Below are 16,263 nucleotides of genomic sequence, written 5' to 3' on the forward strand. Positions count from 1 at the left end.
GAATATTTATTAGCCATCATGCATAAATGCGTAGTAAGGTTGCTTTATGACGATTTCAGTAGCTGTATCCGGGGCCAGTGGGTATGCCGGCGGCGAGGTTTTACGCTTGCTGTCCAATCATCCTGACGTAACTATCGGGGCCATTACCGCCCACTCGAATGCCGGGCAGCGACTGGGTGAATTGGCGCCCCACCTGCATTCGCTCGCGGACCGCATGCTGGTGGAAACCACCGTCCAACAGCTGCGCGGACACGACGTCGTGTTCCTGGCACTGCCGCACGGGCACAGCGCGGAAATCGCGTCGCAGCTTCCTGCCGAGACCTTGGTCATCGACGCCGGAGCCGACCACCGCCTTGAATCACCGGAAGCCTGGGAAAAGTTCTATGGGTCCCCTCATGCAGGAAGCTGGCCTTATGGTCTGCCCGAGTTGCCAGGGGCCCGCGCCAAGCTCGTGGGCGCCAAACGCGTCGCGGTGCCCGGCTGCTACCCGACCTCTGTCCAGCTGGCACTGGTCCCTGGTTTCACCGCGGGGCTGCTGGAGCCCGACGATGTCGTAGTGGTTGCTGCCACCGGTACCTCCGGGGCAGGCAAAAGCGCGAAGATCAACCTCATTGGCTCCGAGGTCATGGGCTCGATGAGTCCTTACGGCGTGGGTGGGTCCCACCGTCACACCCCGGAAATGGAACAGGGGCTCTCCGCTGCGGCCGGCGTGCCGGTGACAGTCTCCTTCACTCCAACTCTGGCCCCGATGTCGCGAGGCATCCTCACCACCGCGACGGCCAAGGTCAAGCCCGGCATCGACGAGGCCACGCTGCGTCAGGCTTGGGCCTCTGCCTACAAGAACGAGCCGTTTGTGCACCTGCTTCCCGAGGGGCAGTGGCCGGCAACGTCCTCGGTCATGGGCTCGAACCACGCCCAGATCCAGTTGGCCTTCGACCCGCATGCGGGCCGCGTGATCGTCTCGGCGGTCATTGACAACCTCACCAAGGGCACCGCAGGTGGCGCCGTCCAATCCATGAACATCGCCCTGGGCCTGAGCGAAAACGCCGGGCTGACACTCGAAGGAGTAGCACCGTGAGCAGCGAAACCACCGGAATCACTTACCCGGAGGGGTTCAGCGCCTCGGGCATCACCGCCGGACTCAAAGCTTCGGGAACACCCGACCTCGCACTGGTGCGCAACAACGGACCACGCTTTGATGCGGCAGCCGTATTCACATCCAATCGTGTGGCGGCAGCCCCGGTGCATTGGTCCCGTCAGGTCATTTCCGATGGCCGCGCCGACGCCGTGGTACTGAACTCCGGTGGCGCCAACGCCTGCACCGGCGCCGAGGGCTTCACCAACACCCATACCACCGCCGAGCACGTGGCCAAGGTGCTGGGAGTCTCCAGCGGGGACGTGCTGGTCTGCTCCACCGGGCTGATCGGCGAACAGCTGCCCATGGACAAGATCCTGCCGGGGATTGACGCCGCAGCAGCAGCCCTCGACACCGGAAACGAGTTCGACGGGGGAGCGGCGGCGGCCACCGCCATCATGACCACCGATACCGTGAGTAAGCAAGCAAATTTCACCGGCTCCGGCTACCGCATCGGGGCCATGGCCAAGGGTGCGGGCATGCTCGCCCCCGGCCTGGCCACCATGCTCGTGGTCATCACCACCGACGCTGTCCTGTCCCCGGAAGAACTCGATGCCGCGCTGCGCGAAGCCACCCGCGTCAGCTTCGACCGTGCCGACTCCGATGGCTGCATGTCCACCAATGACACCGTCATCCTGCTCGCTTCCGGAGCCAGCGGCACCACACCGGATAGCAGCGAATTCGCAGCCGGACTCGCAGAAATTTGCATCGAGCTGGCCAAGGCGCTGATCTCCGATGCCGAAGGCGCAGCTCACGAGATCACCATCCGCACCTTCAATGCGGCCACCGAGGATGAGGCCGTCGAGGTCTCGCGCACCGTGGCTCGCTCCAATCTGTTCAAGACCGCAATCTTCGGCCAAGATCCCAACTGGGGACGCGTGCTCTCCGCCGTGGGGACGACCCAGGCGGCCTTCGAACCTGACGATCTGAACGTGTCCATCAATGGCGTGCAGGTCTGCCGCAACGGCGGGGTGGGCGAGGACAGGAACCTGGTGGACCTGACCGGGCGCAACGTCCTGGTGGAAATCGACCTGAACGCCGGCACCGACGAAGCCAGCCTCTGGACCAATGACCTGACCCACGACTACGTCCACGAGAACTCGGCCTACAGCAGCTAACCGACAGCCCGACTCCGGCGGGGATCGCGGGATTCGATCCCGCCCTCGCCACCTAGCCCGGCCACCGGGCACCAACGACTCAGTGAGGAACACCCCCAGAGTATGTCTAAGCACAAACCCACGCCCATGGACGTGGCCCAACGCAAGGCCGAGGCCCTGATCGAGGCGCTGCCCTGGATCCAGCGTTTCGCCGGCACCACCATGGTCGTCAAATATGGTGGCAACGCCATGGTCAACGAGGACCTGCGCCGTGCCTTCGCGGAAGACATCGTCTTCCTGCGCCACGCGGGCATCAACACCGTCGTGGTGCATGGGGGAGGCCCTCAGATCAACTCCATGCTGTCCCGCCTGGGCATTGAATCCGAGTTCAAGGGTGGGCTGCGGGTGACCACACCCGAAGCCATGGACGTGGTGCGCATGGTGCTCACCGGACAGGTCCAACGCGAGCTGATCGGGCTGATCAACTCCCACGGCCCCTATGCCGTGGGGCTCTCCGGCGAAGACGGTGCCCTGTTGCGGGCCGTGCGCACCGGTGCCTACATCGCTGGCCAACATGTGGACCTGGGACTCGTGGGTGAGGTGACGGGGGTGAAGCCGGACCAGATCCTGGACCTGCTCGCGGCCGGAAAGATTCCGGTCATCTCCACCGTGGCCCCGGAGGTCGACGAACACGACAACCCCACCGGGCAGGTGCTCAACGTCAACGCAGACACCGCAGCCGCGGCGCTGGCCAGCGCCCTGGGTGCCTCCAAGATGGTGATTCTCACCGATGTTGAGGGGCTGTATGCGGCCTGGCCCGACAAATCCTCGCTGATCTCTTCGCTGGACACCGATCAGCTGCGCGCCTTGATGCCCTCGCTTGAATCGGGGATGATCCCCAAGATGGCCGCCTGCCTCAAAGCCGTGGACGAAGGAGTGGGCCAGGCCCACATCGTCGATGGCCGCCAACCACATTCCATGCTGCTGGAGGTCTTCACCTCCGCAGGTGTCGGAACCCAAGTCATTCCCAAGGATGCGGCATGAACGAAATCATTAATCAGGAAACCGGTGCGCTGAACGAACTGGCGGGCAGCGAACTTCTCGCCCGCTACAACCACTCGCTGTTGGGCGTCTTCGGATCCCCGCAGCGCGTCCTGGTCCGCGGGGCCGGCTGCTACGTGTGGGACGCAGATGGCAAGGAATACCTCGACCTGCTCTCGGGCATCGCGGTCAACGCCTTGGGCCATGCCCACCCGTTGGTCACCTCCGTGATCTCCTCCCAGCTGGCAACGCTGGGCCACATCTCCAACTTCTTCACCAGCCCCACCCAAATCGCGCTGGCCGAAAAACTACTCGAAATCAGTCAGGCGCCGGACGGTTCCAAGGTGTTCTTCACCAACTCCGGTACCGAGGCCAACGAGGCTGCCTTCAAGCTCGCCCGCCGCAACGCGGGCACCCGGCAGGCCCCGCGCACCAAGATCATCGCCATGGAGAATGGCTTCCACGGCCGCACCATGGGCGCACTCGCGTTGACCTGGAAGCAGGCCTACCGAGAGCCTTTCGAACCACTGCCCGGAGGGGTCCAATGGGTGCCGGCCGGTGACACCGAGGCGCTGCGCGCAGCGGTGGACGAGACCACTGCAGCAGTCTTCATCGAACCGATCCAGGGTGAGGCAGGGGTCATTGAATTCGCCCCCGGCTACCTGGCTGCAGCACGCGAGATCACCGCGGAGGCCGGGGCCCTGTTGGTCTTCGACGAGGTGCAGACAGGTATCGGCCGCACCGGACAATGGTTTGCCTCCGCAGGAGTCATCCCCGACGCCATGACCCTGGCCAAGGGGCTGGGCGGCGGATTCCCCATCGGTGCGATGATCGTCTTTGGCACAGAAGCCACCGCACTGCTGAGCCCCGGTCAACACGGGACCACCTTCGGCGGCAACCCCGTCGCCACCGCCGCAGCGTTGGCGACCCTGCACGTCATCGAGACCCAACAGCTCCTGCAGCACGTCAACACCGTGGGCGAAACCTTGCGGAGGACCCTTGCGGCACTGGACTTCGTCACCGAGGTGCGCGGCCGCGGGTTGCTGATCGGCCTTGACCTGAAGGCCGCGGTGGCACCGGCAGTAGTCAGCGCCGCGCTCGATGCCGGGTTCATCATCAATGCCCCGGGACCGAATACGCTGCGATTTGCCCCGCCGTTGATTATCACCACCGAACAACTCGATACGTTCACCGCAGCACTGCCGGCGCTCTACGCCGCCGCAGTTGCAGCCACCAAGGAATAGGACACCTGCGACCATGACCACCACAGTTCGCCATTTCCTCACCGACCTGGACCTGACCCAGGCCGAACAGGCCGAGGTCCTTGACCTCGCCGAGGCCATGAAGAAAGACAAATACGGTTACAAGCCGTATGCCGGCCCCCAGACGGTGGCGGTCTTCTTTGACAAGACCTCCACCCGCACCCGGGTCTCCTTCGCTGCCGGCATCGCCGAGCTCGGCGGTGCCACGCTGATCATCAACTCCGCCGAATCGCAGCTGGGCCACAAGGAATCGATCTCAGATTCCGCCAAGGTCCTGGCGCGCATGGTCTCCACCATCGTGTGGCGCACCTACGCGCAGTCGGGGCTCGAAGAAATGGCGGAGAACTCCTCGGTACCGGTGATCAACGCGCTCTCGGACGATTACCACCCCTGCCAGCTGCTGGCGGACCTGCTCACGGTGCGCGAACACAAGGGCTCCCTGGCGGGATTGTCCATGGCTTACCTGGGAGACGCGGCCAACAACATGGCCAACTCCTACCTGTTGGCGGGCGTCACCGCCGGAATGCACGTGCGCATCGCCGGTCCGGAAGGCTACCTGCCCGCCGCTGACATCATCGCCGCCGCCGAGGCACGTGCCGCCGAAACCGGCGGCTCGGTGCTGGTCACCACCGATGCGGCAGCGGCACTGGCCGGCGCCGACGTGGTCGCCACCGACACCTGGGTCTCCATGGGACAGGAAGACGAGAAGGCCGAACGCCTCGAACTGTTCCGTGCCTACGCGGTCGATGCCCCGGCCATGGCACAGGCCGACAAAGATGCCGTCGTGCTGCACTGCCTTCCGGCCTACCGCGGATACGAAATCTCCGCCGACGTCATCGACGGACCGCAGTCGGTGGTCTTCGACGAGGCCGAGAACCGCGTGCATGCGCAGAAGGCCATCATGGGGTGGCTGTTGGCCAAATCAGGGCTGGCCGACGTTGCTGGAGTGAGCCAGGAACGATGAGCACACCCGCAGCATTCCAGCCAACAACGAAAATCGCCCGCCAGGCGCGGGTGACCGCCATTCTGTCCACCCAAACCGTGCGCTCGCAAGCCGAGCTCGTCGCCTTGCTGACGGAGGAAGGCATGGCCGTCACCCAGGCAACACTCTCCCGCGACCTCGTGGAGCTTGGAGCCGTGCGTGTGCGCGGAGTTGATGGAGGACTGGTCTACGCGGTGCGCCAGGAAGGCGGTGACCGGAGCCCACGGGCAGGAGTCAGCCAGGAAATCCACGATGCCAAGCTGGCAAAGCAATGCGCTGAACTACTGATCACCGCCGAAGCCTCGGGAAACATCGTGGTGCTGCGGACTCCTCCGGGGGCCGCGAACTTCCTGGCACTGTCCATCGACCATTCCACCATGCCGCAAATCCTGGGCTGCATTGCCGGGGACGACACCGTCATGATGGTCACGCGCGAGGTTGATGGTGGTGCCGAGGTGGCAGCCCGTTTCCTAGCGCTGGCCGACCCGCAGTAACCGTCCCTGATCCTTAACTCCAGGAGATAACCATGGAACCAACGAAGAAAGCAGCGATCCTCGGGGCTATCTTGTTGGCCCTGGTCCTGCTGGTGATCGGTGCGGGCATCGTCATCGGTTCCACCGGCATGCTCAGCGGCGCCGCGGTGCCAGAAAGCTATGGCATGCAGCTTCCCTTGGGCGGTTAAGCCCGCGCGACCCTTGTGATTCCAATGTCCTTGTGCAACCCTTTTGTTGCACAAGGACATTGCGTTTGAGGGGAAGCACATGGACACCGGCAAACAGGATGCCATCGAGGCAACCATCGACATTGATGCCACGGCAGAAGCCGTCTGGAAGCTGGTCAGCGAGCCGGGCTGGTTCATCAACGGCGGCGCCATCACCACGCACCGCATCGAAACGAACGGTGCCTTTTCCACTGTCCATGACGCCATTTACGGCACCTTTGAATTCGAGACTGTCACCCTTGACGCACCGCGCTACGCCGCGTTCCGCTCGCTGGGCGGGGACGAATGGGACGATCCGATTCCCAACACGCTGGTCGAGTTCTGGGTGGAAGACACGCACAGCGGAGCCATCAGGTTACGGGTCGCGGAAAGCGGTTTTGCCGCATTCTCCGAGGAAGACCATGCAAGGGTCATCAACACCAACACCCAAGCATGGGATGCCGAGATGCTTGCGGCGCAGCGTCATTTGAGCGGTAAATGAATGGGCCCACGGACGCCGTGCGGGAACAGCTGATTTTCGCGGCCCTTTCCGACACCACAAGGCGCCGCATGCTCAAGCTACTAGGTGAGAATGCTTCTAGTGCCTCACGGCTCAGCTCGCCGCTGGGGATCAGCCGGCAGGCGGTGGCCAAGCATCTCTTGATCCTGGTTGACGCGGGGCTGGCCCGACGTCGTCGTAACGGTCGTGAAATCGTCTTTGAGCTGGTCGCGCACGGACTGGATACGGCAACGACCTACATCAAGAGCCTTGAACCGGTCATGGGGGATTGATCGACTAAGGCAAAGAGGTCGATCGGCGGCATCGGGCTTTTGTCGCCCGGGTGCCTGAGCGTGCCGGGGGAGCGGCTGGCGTGCCCTGGGTGTTGAATATGCCCAGGGCACACGATCACGAACCTGCTGCAGAATGACGCGGCGGTGCCGATCAGGCCCCGTGGACCAACTGGCTCTCGGAACGCGGGGTGTCAAAGGCCTTGCGCAGTGCCGCCTCCACCTTGTCGTTGTAGGCGACCAGCACGACCCGGTGGATCGAAGTCGAGTGCGAGTACATCTCAAACCACTCACTGATGGCGTGGGACGCAATGGAAGCCACATCTTCCGGATCCCAGCCGTAGGACCCCGCGCCTATGGCGGGAAACGCAATGCTTGTGGCACCCAGCCGCGATGCCACATATAGAGAGTTCGTGAAGCACTTAGCCAGGGTCTTGGGATTGGTCTGCCCCACATGACGATTAGGGCCCGGTGAGTGGATAACCCAGCGCGCGGGAAGATCTCCGGCTCCGGTGGCCAGCGCAAGTCCGGAAGCCAACCCATCGGGGTGGGTGGTGGCCCTCAATTTTCGGCATTCGGCCAGCAGCGCAGGGCCCGCTGCGGCGTGAATGGCATCGTCGACGCCGCCGCCGCCAAGCAGAGAAGGGTTTGCGGCATTGACGATCGCATCAACCTTTTGTTCGGTGATGTTTCCACGAACGATGTCGATATGCATTTTTTTGGCTCCTGTCAGTGATCCAAAACACCTTGTAAACACCACGATACGCGTCGGTCTTGACGTTGTGGAGGGTCGTGCAGGGGATTCTCGGACGTGACCAGCGGAAAGCGGGAAAGGGGGCCAAATTACGGGGCTCGGGGCCGGTGTGTGACAGGGGCTGGAGTCGTGATCCAGGAGTGCCGGGGAGCTGGATGGTTACGGTTTTGCACCGTTATTTGTGGGGTGCTGACAGGGCGTCCCCAGGGGGCGTAAAGTGCCCGCCGCGGTCTGGGGCGGGCCTCACGCTTGCAAGGTTGTCTAGAGGTATTCCTCGATCACTGCGGCAAGTTCGGGAAGCTCAAACATCTTGGCCACGGCGACGGCGTTCTGCGCACCCAGATGCGGGTCCGCACCCTTGGAAAGCAGCAGACGTGTCAGTGCTTCGTTCTGCCGGAACACCGCGCACGTCAGAGCGCCCTGGTCCTTGTCGTTGAGCCGGTTGATGTCCGCGCCCTGTTCCAGAAGTCCTGCGACAGTGTCGTTATGGCCGTTGTAGGCGGCGAGAATCAACAGGGTGTCGCCCTTGGGATCGGTGAGATCCGCGGGGATTCCCTGGTCGATCAGGAGCATCAGTTTCTCGGTGCTCCCTTCGCGGGCCAGATCAAAAATGGAGTGCAGAAACGCAATCTCCTCGTCGTTTAGTGAGTTCGTTGCGTTCGAATCAGTCATACCCAAATCGTACCGGCTGGCACCCTTGTGGCAGGCGAGAGACACCGCTGGTGAATATTTATGTAAACTAGTGAATAAGTATTAGATCGAAGGCGTTTCCTTCGGGACCAGTAGGCGGCCCTGCACTAGGATGGGCAGTGGATTTTGGACACCTCGCGAACCGGCGCCGCGACACGGCGCACGGAAGGATGAACATGGGATCGGCAACAAACGAAGGTGCACTCTGGGGTGGGCGTTTTGCCGGCGGCCCGGCGGACGCGCTGGCGGCACTGAGCAAGTCCACACACTTTGACTGGCGATTGGCCCGCTACGACATTGCTGGCTCCCGTGCCCATGCCCGCGTGCTGCACACCGCCGGGCTGTTGGATGCGGATGAACTGGCCGGCATGATCACCGCACTGGACTCCCTTGAGGCAGATGTCGTCTCCGGCGCCTACGTGGCCTCCGACGCCGACGAGGACGTCCATGGTTCCTTGGAACGCGGGCTCATCGAACGCGCCGGCGCAGCCCTGGGTGGCAAACTTCGCGCCGGTCGCTCGCGCAACGACCAGATCGCCACCCTGGGACGCATGTTCCTGCGTGACCACGCCCGCGTCATCGCCCGCGGCCTGTTGGCCACCATTGACGCACTGATCGCCCAGGCCGAGGCGCACCCGAACGCGGCGATGCCCGGGCGCACCCACCTGCAGCACGCACAGCCGATCCTGCTTTCGCATCACCTGCTGGCGCACGCCTGGGCGATGCAGCGGGACGTGCAGCGCCTGGCCGACTGGGACAAGCGCGCAGGGGTTTCCCCTTACGGCTCCGGCGCCCTGGCCGGCTCCTCCCTCGGCTTGGACCCCAACGCGGTGGCCGCCGACCTCGGCTTCGACTCCGCGGTATGGAACTCGATCGATGGCACCGCGGCACGCGACGTGTTCGCCGAATACGCCTGGGTTGCTGCCATGATCGGTGTTGACCTCTCGCGCATCTCCGAGGAGATCATCTTCTGGGCCACCAAGGAATTTTCCTTCGTCACACTCGACGATTCCTACTCCACCGGCTCCTCGATCATGCCGCAGAAGAAGAACCCCGATGTGGCGGAGCTCGCCCGTGGCAAGGCCGGCCGGTTGATCGGCAACCTGACTGGCCTGATGGCCACGCTCAAGGCGCTGCCGCTGGCCTACAACCGCGACCTGCAGGAAGACAAGGAACCGGTTTTCGACGCCACCGACACCCTCGAACTCCTGCTCCCTGCCGTCTCGGGGATGATCGCTACCCTGAAATTCAACACCGAGCGCATGGCCGAGCTCGCCCCGTTGGGCTTTGCCCTGGCCACCGACATCGCCGAATGGCTGGTACGCCAGGGCGTGCCGTTCCGTGATGCCCACGAGCTCTCCGGTGCAGCGGTGAAGCTGGCCGAGTCCAAGGGCGTGGAGCTCTGGGATCTGTCCGACGCCGAATACGCCGGCATCTCCGAGCACCTGACCCCCGAGGTGCGCACGGTGCTTTCCACCGAAGGTTCGCTGAATTCGCGCAGCGCCCAGGGCGGCACCGCACCCGCGGCCGTCGCAGCCCAGCTCACTGCACTGAAGTCGGCGCTGGAACCGATGCGCAGCTACGCAGGCTAGGGAAGACCTAACAACCTCGTGAAGGCGGGATCCACCATGGGTGGGTCCCGCCTTCACGATTTCCGGGTGCCGGTGCAGATAGGGTGAAGAGCATGAGTGAGCTCACACAACAGGAACTGACCCAACGGATCCTCACAGCACTGGAAACCCTTCGCGAAACCATGGCCACGGTGGATGCGGCAGCCGCCGCCGAACCCAGTGCGCTGCCCGGTTGGAACCGCGCCCACCTGCTGGCCCATATCGACGGATTCGCCCGGGCCGCGACGCGCCAGCTGGAAAACGCCGGTGCCCCAGAAACCTTTCCGATGTATGACGACGGGCCCGAGGGCCGCGACGCAGACATTCAGATGACGGCGCTGATGCATGCCGACGCGCTGGTGGGCCGGGCCACCGAGGCCGTGCAGGCCCTAGAATCCGGCATCCGCACCACCGGCCCCGAGCACTGGGCCCTCAACACCGGGTTCCGCGGCTCGGGCAGCCTCGAAGACCTCTTCTACGCCATCTGGCGCGAATCTGTCATCCACACCTCCGACTTCGCCTCGGGAGGATCTGTTGCCAACTGGGAACCGGAATTCTGTGCCCACCTCTTTGTCGAGCTCGCCGCTAGGGTGCCCGAGTCCCGGCGCTACATCCTTCAGCCGCATGGAGCCCAGCGCATTACCCTGGGCCACGGGGAAGAAACCACGGTGCTCAGCGGCACCGCCTTCGACCTGGCTGCTTGGCTGGCCGGACGCGAGCCCCTGGGCCCGGTACAAGCGACGGCTGACGCCGATGGCACCGCACTGCCCGAGCTTGGCCCCTGGCCCTCCGGTGTGAAGAACGGAAAATAGTTCCGAGCAGCCAAACCCAGGAAGGTGGCAGCATGACCGATTCGAACCATGAGGGGCTGCTGTCCCTGCGCTCGGTGGATCTCGCCGCGCATCTACTCGGGGCGCGGGTCTCCAGCCACATTGACGGGCAGCTGGTGATTGTCCGGGTGACAGAGGTCGAGGCCTACGACGGATCATCGGATCCCGGATCCCACGCCTATCGTGGACGGACCGCACGAAACTCCGGACTCTTCGGTGCCCCCGGCACCGCCTACGTGTACTTCACCTACGGCATGCACTTTTGCCTGAATGTGGTGTGTGGCGCCGACGGTGCAGCATCGGCGGTACTGCTGCGGGCCGGGGAAGTCATCTCCGGTCGCGAAGCGGTCTTGGAACGGCGCGGACACCCACGTACTGCGGAATCCAAGCTGCTCAGCGGGCCGGCACGTCTGGCCCAGGGGCTCGGACTCACGCTGGCCAACAACCTCTCCACCTTCCGCGAGGGCACTGCGCAACCGCCGGGACCATCACTGGGGTTGGAGGGTCTAGCCGAGGATCCGTTGGACCACCAACGCGGACCGCGCACCGGGGTTTCCGGTCGAGGTGGCAGCGATGAATTCCCGTGGAGGTTCTGGCTTCCGGGCGAACCCAGCGTCTCCACCTACCGCAAAGCGGCACTGCGCAAGCCACGGGTCCGAACAGACTAGACTTGTGGGGTGATTCCAGCACCTGAAAGCATTAGCGACCTCCTTGACCGACTGAGCGCAATCGTCCCCGATTACCCCGTGGAAGGCGTTTCCTTCAAGGACCTGACCCCGGTGTTTGCCGATCCGCTCGGCTTGCGCCGCATCGTGGACGAGGTCATCGAACCCTTCGCCGGTCAATTCGATGTTGTTGCCGGGCTCGAAGCCCGCGGCTTTGTGCTGGCGGCCGCCGCGGCCTACGCATCGGGCACCGGCATGATCACGGTGCGCAAGGCGGGAAAGCTTCCGCGCCCGGTGCACCGCGACGAATACAGCCTCGAATACGGCACCGGCACCCTGGAACTGCACCGCGACGACATCACCCCGGGCACCCGGGTGCTGGTCTTAGATGACGTGCTGGCCACCGGGGGCACGGTCGGATCCTCGGTCCGGTTGCTGGCCATGGCAGGTGCCGACGTCATCGGCGTCGGCGTGGTCTTGGAACTCGAGGCACTGGCGGGCCGCAAGCAGCTAGCCGGCCTCAACGTCCATTCGCTCCAGCTCGTCTAACCCTTCCCACCAGCCGCGCAACCGGCACGGTCAATCTTCTCCTGCCGCAGCGCGTAAACTGGTCTGTCCACGTTTTCGTCCCAGCATCGGAGCGCGCAATGCCAGAGTCCACGACCGTTCAACCGGAGCTCGAAGCCGAACGCAACTACGTTACGACGCTTTATGCTCGGCTTGATGAATTGCGCGCCGAAAAGGTCGAGCAATTGACCCGAACCCGGCGCACCGGTCCCCAGGGCTCCATCCAGAACGTGTCCGAACGCGACTCCTTCGCCGCACTCTACGAGGACCGTCTGGCCCAGCTCAACGCCGTGGAAGACAAACTGGTCTTCGGGCGGTTGGACCTGGACGACGACGTTAACCGTGACGGCGAAGAAGCCGGCGCCCCGCGCTACATTGGGCGCATTGGCATGACCGATGACGAATTGCGACGTCTCATGGTGGACTGGCGTGCCCCGGAGGCCGCTGCCTTCTACCAGGCCACCGCCTTGCACCGGCAGGGCGTGCGCCGGCGCCGGCACCTGATGCTGCGTGGTCGCACGGTGCTGGGCCTCGATGATGAGGTCCTGGACACCGATCTTTTTTCCGAGAACGATACCGAGCACCTGCAGGGCGAAGGCGCGTTGATGGCGGCCCTGACGCAGAAGCGCACCGGGCGCATGGGCGACATCGTGGGCACCATCCAATCCGAGCAGGATGCAATCATCCGCTCCCCGCTGGCTGGGGTACTGGTGGTCCAGGGTGGACCTGGCACCGGCAAGACCGCCGTGGCACTGCACCGTGCCGCCTTCCTGCTTTATGAACACCGCGAACGCCTTAACAGCGCCGGGGTGCTGCTGGTCGGCCCCTCGAACTCCTTCATGCGCTACATCGAACGCGTCCTACCGTCCCTGGGCGAGACCGGCGTGGTGATGGCCTCGGTGGGCGAGCTCTATCCCGGAATCATCGCGGTACCCGAGCAGAACCGTGAGAGTGCACGCATCAAGGGCAAGGCCTTCATGGCCAAGGTCATGGCCAAGGCCGTGTCCAACCGCCAACGGCTATTGGCCGAGGACCGCCGCGTCGTGGTCGAAGGAACCCGTCTGGTGCTGACCCGCGGTGCGGTGCGTCATGCCCGCGAGAAAGCCCGGGCCTCCCGCAAGCCGCATAACGAGGCCCGCGAGGTGTTCACCAAGACTCTGGTGCGCGAGCTGGCCGAACAGCTGCAACAGGTGCTCGAGGACTCCGCGGGCAACGGCAATGCCGTTGACCGCAGCTACCTCGTCCAAGAGGTGCGCGAGTCCCGCGATGTGCGGATCGCCTTGAACCTCTGCTGGATGCCGATGACCCCGCAGTCGCTGTTGGAAGAGCTCTATGCCAAAGAGCACCTGCTCGCTGCCGCCGCACCGCAGCTGAATTCCCGCGAGCTGGCTGCCCTGCACCGGTCCCCGGGTTCGCCCTGGACCGAGTCCGATGTTCCGCTGCTCGACGAAGCAGCCGAGCTGCTGGGCGACTTCAAGGCAGTTGGCAACAAGGACGGCGGTGCCGAGGCGCAGCTGAAACGAGACCTCGAAAACGCCGAGGCGACCCTGCAAAACGTCGAAGAAATGCTGTTCAACGCCGGCATCGACGGTCTGGTCGAGGCCGAGGACCTGGCCGCCATGAACCAGGAGACCGCCGCGCGGCAAACCGCCGCCGAGCGCGCGGTGGCCGACAGGAACTGGGCCTACGGGCATGTGGTGGTCGACGAGGCCCAGGAACTGTCCCCGATGCAGTGGCGCCTGTTGATGCGCCGTTGCCCGTTGAAGTCCTTCACCGTGGTCGGCGACATCGCCCAGACCTCGTCGGCCTCCGGGGCGAGTAGCTGGGCGCAGGCCATGAAACCGTTTGTGGCCGAGCGCTTCACCTTGGAGGAGTTGACGGTCAACTACCGCACCCCGATGCAGATTGCCGAAGCTGCGACCCGTGTCGCGCACGCCGCCGGATTGACGATTTCCACGCCGAAGGCCGTGCGCGAGGGCCAATGGCCGCCGCTGGTGGACCGGTTGGCACCGGGGGAGCTGCTGTCCAAGCTGCACGAGGTGATGCCCGGGGAAGTGGCCATCGCCGATGGCGGTCTGTTGGCCGTCATCGTCCCGGAGTCGCGCCTGACCCAGGTGCGCGCTGCGGTCCAAGGGCAGTTCGGTCGACGCGTGGGTAGCGGCTCCGGGGGACTGAGCCAAGACATCGTGGTGCTCGGAGCCCGCGAGGCCAAGGGCCTGGAATTCGACGTGGTCGTGGTCATCGAGCCCCAGGAAATGATCGACGAAGTCGAGGGAAGCGTCGGTGACCTCTACGTGGCGATGACTCGCACCACGCAGCGGCTGCGCATCATGGCTGAGGGCGAAATTCCGGCAGGCATCGACACGGAAGAGTAATTCCGGGCGGAGACTGCTAATTTAGTAGGGTGTCTGAAATTGAGCAGAATCCCGCGCTGTCGGGACAAAGTAATGATCCGTCCTTTGAAAACGTCTGGCAGGAACTGAAGTGGCGTGGCCTGGTCCACGTGTCCACCGATGAAGCCGAGCTGGAAAAAGTTCTCTCCGAGCAGTCCATTACCTATTACTGCGGTTTCGACCCCACCGCCCCGTCGTTGCACCTGGGCAACCTGGTGCAGCTGCTGAACATGCGGCGTTTGCAGCTGGCCGGCCACAAGCCGCTGGGCTTGGTGGGCGGTTCCACCGGTTTGATCGGTGACCCGCGCCAGACCGCCGAACGCATCTTGAACACCAAGGAGACGGTGGCCGAGTGGGTTGGCAAGCTTCAGGCCCAGGTGTCCCGATTCCTGTCCTTCGAGGGCGAGAACGCCGCACGGATGGTCAACAACCTTGACTGGACCGCCAACCTGAGCGCCATCGACTTCCTGCGCGAGGTCGGCAAGTACTTCCGCGTGGGCACCATGATCAAGAAGGAAACTGTCGCCGCGCGACTGAACTCGGACGAGGGCATCAGCTACACAGAGTTCAGCTACCAGGTATTGCAGGGCTACGACTACCTGCAGCTGCACAAGCTGTACGGCTGTACGCTGCAGACCGGTGGCTCGGACCAGTGGGGCAACCTCACCAGTGGCACCGATTTGATCCGAAAGGTCGAGGGCAAGAGCGCTTACGCCTACGGCACCCCGTTGATCACCAACTCGGACGGAACCAAGTTCGGCAAGTCCGAGGGCAATGCAATCTGGCTGGATGCGGAGATGTGCAGCCCGTACACTTTCTACCAGTTCTGGCTGAACACCGCCGATGCCGATGTTGCTGCCCGTTTGAAGATCTTCACGTTCCTCTCTCGCGAGGAAATCGAAAAGCTCGAACAAGAAACGGCCGATCGTCCCTTTGCCCGCAAGGGCCAGAAGGAACTGGCGTACCTCGTGACCTCCCTGGTGCACGGGGTGGACGCAACCGAAAAGGTCATTGCCGCATCGGCAGCCCTTTTTGGACAGGGCGAACTCTCCGACCTGGACGAAGCGACGCTTCGTGCTGCGACCGAAGAGCTGCACAGCACCAAGGTAGATGGACTGGACCTGGATATCGTCTCGGTACTTGTTGCCTCGGGGTTGTCCAAGTCGAAGTCCGAGGCCCGCCGTACCGTCGGTGAAGGTGGCGCCTACATCAACAACGTGAAGTACTCGGACCTTGATGCAGTAGTTAGCCGCGATGATCTGCTGCATGGTCGTTACCTTCTTGTACGGCGCGGGAAGAAGAACTTGGCGGTAGTCGAAGTCGCTTAACTGGCGGGATCGATCCGGTATTTATTTGTAGAAAATAAACCGGGGTGGGGGAGTGCTGTGAATCACGGCAAGGCCCCCGCCCCGGTTTTCTGCATTTAGGGCCCAGGTATCCTTGGGATCCGCTTGAATTCGGGCAATGAAGACCTGTTTCCTGTAGAAACCTACGATTTGCCGTGCCCGTAAAAGGTGTGTATTGTTTTCTAAGTCGCCGCGGCCAAGGCAAGCGAAAAGCTTCCAGCCGCGAACGATATAATCATTCTTCTAACCACGATTAATCGCAGTTAGAAAAACATTTGTTTATCGCAAATCGAATCAGCGAAAAGCCGATTTGACATCGCGAAGAACATGTATTAGATTACTACATATCACCCCGGAAGAAACACCGACTGATCAATTGATCGCACGGATGCCGAACCGGGA

At 63.4% G+C, this 16,263-nt stretch carries 17 protein-coding genes; 15 read left to right on the top strand and 2 right to left on the bottom strand.

The annotated features are described in order from the left end of the window. The first annotated feature begins 46 nt into the window (after positions 1-46). From argC to ADIAG_RS16065, 9 genes are all read left to right on the top strand, one after another. Positions 47-1,078, top strand: coding sequence for an N-acetyl-gamma-glutamyl-phosphate reductase (gene argC, locus ADIAG_RS16030; RefSeq protein WP_007272474.1), 1,032 nt, complete (start codon positions 47-49; stop codon positions 1,076-1,078). After that, on the top strand, positions 1,075-2,253 hold the full coding sequence (argJ, locus tag ADIAG_RS16035; protein WP_007272475.1) for a bifunctional glutamate N-acetyltransferase/amino-acid acetyltransferase ArgJ: 1,179 nt from the start codon (positions 1,075-1,077) through the stop codon (positions 2,251-2,253). The genes argC and argJ overlap by 4 nt, the downstream gene beginning before the upstream one ends. 102 nt (positions 2,254-2,355) lie before the next feature. After that, positions 2,356-3,276 (top strand): acetylglutamate kinase, encoded by a 921-nt coding sequence (gene argB, locus ADIAG_RS16040; RefSeq protein WP_007272476.1) that lies wholly within the window; start codon positions 2,356-2,358, stop codon positions 3,274-3,276. Continuing rightward, positions 3,273-4,517 carry an acetylornithine transaminase gene (locus ADIAG_RS16045; protein ID WP_007272477.1) on the top strand — a complete coding sequence of 415 codons (1,245 nt, stop codon included), beginning with the start codon at positions 3,273-3,275 and terminating at the stop codon, positions 4,515-4,517. The genes argB and ADIAG_RS16045 overlap by 4 nt, the downstream gene beginning before the upstream one ends. 13 nt (positions 4,518-4,530) lie before the next feature. Continuing rightward, the gene (gene argF, locus ADIAG_RS16050) at positions 4,531-5,499 is read left to right on the top strand and encodes an ornithine carbamoyltransferase (protein ID WP_007272478.1); all 969 of its coding nucleotides are present in this window, start codon (positions 4,531-4,533) and stop codon (positions 5,497-5,499) included. Then, positions 5,496-6,011: an arginine repressor gene (locus ADIAG_RS16055; RefSeq protein WP_007272479.1), complete on the top strand. Its 516-nt coding sequence runs from the start codon at positions 5,496-5,498 to the stop codon at positions 6,009-6,011. The genes argF and ADIAG_RS16055 overlap by 4 nt, the downstream gene beginning before the upstream one ends. A 32-nt stretch (positions 6,012-6,043) precedes the next feature. Next, a complete protein-coding gene (locus ADIAG_RS21690; RefSeq protein WP_007272480.1) occupies positions 6,044-6,199 on the top strand; it encodes a hypothetical protein in 156 nt (51 codons plus the stop codon). A gap of 79 nt (positions 6,200-6,278) precedes the next feature. Further along, the gene (locus ADIAG_RS16060) at positions 6,279-6,719 is read left to right on the top strand and encodes an SRPBCC family protein (RefSeq protein ID WP_007272481.1); all 441 of its coding nucleotides are present in this window, start codon (positions 6,279-6,281) and stop codon (positions 6,717-6,719) included. Then, positions 6,716-7,009 (top strand): ArsR/SmtB family transcription factor, encoded by a 294-nt coding sequence (locus tag ADIAG_RS16065; protein ID WP_007272482.1) that lies wholly within the window; start codon positions 6,716-6,718, stop codon positions 7,007-7,009. Before ADIAG_RS16060 ends, ADIAG_RS16065 begins: the two co-directional genes overlap by 4 nt. A gap of 151 nt (positions 7,010-7,160) precedes the next feature. On the opposite strand, the gene ADIAG_RS16070 is transcribed toward ADIAG_RS16065, so the two are convergent. Next, a complete protein-coding gene (locus ADIAG_RS16070; protein ID WP_007272483.1) occupies positions 7,161-7,721 on the bottom strand; it encodes a macro domain-containing protein in 561 nt (186 codons plus the stop codon). Between the two features lie 300 nt (positions 7,722-8,021). Continuing rightward, entirely contained in the window at positions 8,022-8,432 is a 411-nt protein-coding gene (locus ADIAG_RS16075; RefSeq protein WP_043475417.1) for an ankyrin repeat domain-containing protein, read from the bottom strand. Positions 8,433-8,626: 194 nt separating this feature from the next. Between ADIAG_RS16075 and argH the strand changes: the two genes are divergently transcribed. From argH to tyrS, 6 genes are all read left to right on the top strand, one after another. Further along, positions 8,627-10,042, top strand: coding sequence for an argininosuccinate lyase (gene argH / locus ADIAG_RS16080; RefSeq protein ID WP_007272485.1), 1,416 nt, complete (start codon positions 8,627-8,629; stop codon positions 10,040-10,042). Between the two features lie 92 nt (positions 10,043-10,134). Then, the gene (locus ADIAG_RS16085; protein ID WP_007272486.1) at positions 10,135-10,872 is read left to right on the top strand and encodes a maleylpyruvate isomerase family mycothiol-dependent enzyme; all 738 of its coding nucleotides are present in this window, start codon (positions 10,135-10,137) and stop codon (positions 10,870-10,872) included. Between the two features lie 32 nt (positions 10,873-10,904). Continuing rightward, positions 10,905-11,558 (top strand): DNA-3-methyladenine glycosylase, encoded by a 654-nt coding sequence (locus ADIAG_RS16090; protein WP_007272487.1) that lies wholly within the window; start codon positions 10,905-10,907, stop codon positions 11,556-11,558. 9 nt (positions 11,559-11,567) lie between these two features. Then, on the top strand, positions 11,568-12,104 hold the full coding sequence (locus ADIAG_RS16095; RefSeq protein ID WP_007272488.1) for an adenine phosphoribosyltransferase: 537 nt from the start codon (positions 11,568-11,570) through the stop codon (positions 12,102-12,104). 98 nt (positions 12,105-12,202) lie between these two features. Further along, positions 12,203-14,497 carry a HelD family protein gene (locus ADIAG_RS16100; protein WP_007272489.1) on the top strand — a complete coding sequence of 765 codons (2,295 nt, stop codon included), beginning with the start codon at positions 12,203-12,205 and terminating at the stop codon, positions 14,495-14,497. Positions 14,498-14,526: 29 nt separating this feature from the next. Beyond that, positions 14,527-15,843, top strand: a complete 1,317-nt coding sequence (tyrS, locus tag ADIAG_RS16105; protein ID WP_007272490.1) for a tyrosine--tRNA ligase — start codon at positions 14,527-14,529, stop codon at positions 15,841-15,843. The last annotated feature ends 420 nt before the right edge of the window (positions 15,844-16,263 follow it).

The sequence above is a fragment of the Paeniglutamicibacter gangotriensis Lz1y genome, from assembly GCF_000348945.1.
Classification (GTDB): Bacteria; Actinomycetota; Actinomycetes; order Actinomycetales; family Micrococcaceae; genus Paeniglutamicibacter; species Paeniglutamicibacter gangotriensis.

What these genes read in the sequence shown, in the direction of transcription:
- ADIAG_RS16070 (WP_007272483.1), bottom strand. Translation starts at nt 7,721, where the DNA reads ATGCATATCGACATCGTTCGTGGAAACATCACCGAACAAAAGGTTGAT.
- ADIAG_RS16045 (WP_007272477.1), top strand. Translation starts at nt 3,273, where the DNA reads ATGAACGAAATCATTAATCAGGAAACCGGTGCGCTGAACGAACTGGCG.
- argF (WP_007272478.1), top strand. Translation starts at nt 4,531, where the DNA reads ATGACCACCACAGTTCGCCATTTCCTCACCGACCTGGACCTGACCCAG.
- ADIAG_RS16100 (WP_007272489.1), top strand. Translation starts at nt 12,203, where the DNA reads ATGCCAGAGTCCACGACCGTTCAACCGGAGCTCGAAGCCGAACGCAAC.
- ADIAG_RS16060 (WP_007272481.1), top strand. Translation starts at nt 6,279, where the DNA reads ATGGACACCGGCAAACAGGATGCCATCGAGGCAACCATCGACATTGAT.
- ADIAG_RS16055 (WP_007272479.1), top strand. Translation starts at nt 5,496, where the DNA reads ATGAGCACACCCGCAGCATTCCAGCCAACAACGAAAATCGCCCGCCAG.
- ADIAG_RS16075 (WP_043475417.1), bottom strand. Translation starts at nt 8,432, where the DNA reads ATGACTGATTCGAACGCAACGAACTCACTAAACGACGAGGAGATTGCG.
- argH (WP_007272485.1), top strand. Translation starts at nt 8,627, where the DNA reads ATGGGATCGGCAACAAACGAAGGTGCACTCTGGGGTGGGCGTTTTGCC.
- ADIAG_RS16085 (WP_007272486.1), top strand. Translation starts at nt 10,135, where the DNA reads ATGAGTGAGCTCACACAACAGGAACTGACCCAACGGATCCTCACAGCA.
- ADIAG_RS21690 (WP_007272480.1), top strand. Translation starts at nt 6,044, where the DNA reads ATGGAACCAACGAAGAAAGCAGCGATCCTCGGGGCTATCTTGTTGGCC.
- ADIAG_RS16090 (WP_007272487.1), top strand. Translation starts at nt 10,905, where the DNA reads ATGACCGATTCGAACCATGAGGGGCTGCTGTCCCTGCGCTCGGTGGAT.
- argB (WP_007272476.1), top strand. Translation starts at nt 2,356, where the DNA reads ATGTCTAAGCACAAACCCACGCCCATGGACGTGGCCCAACGCAAGGCC.
- argC (WP_007272474.1), top strand. Translation starts at nt 47, where the DNA reads ATGACGATTTCAGTAGCTGTATCCGGGGCCAGTGGGTATGCCGGCGGC.
- ADIAG_RS16065 (WP_007272482.1), top strand. Translation starts at nt 6,716, where the DNA reads ATGAATGGGCCCACGGACGCCGTGCGGGAACAGCTGATTTTCGCGGCC.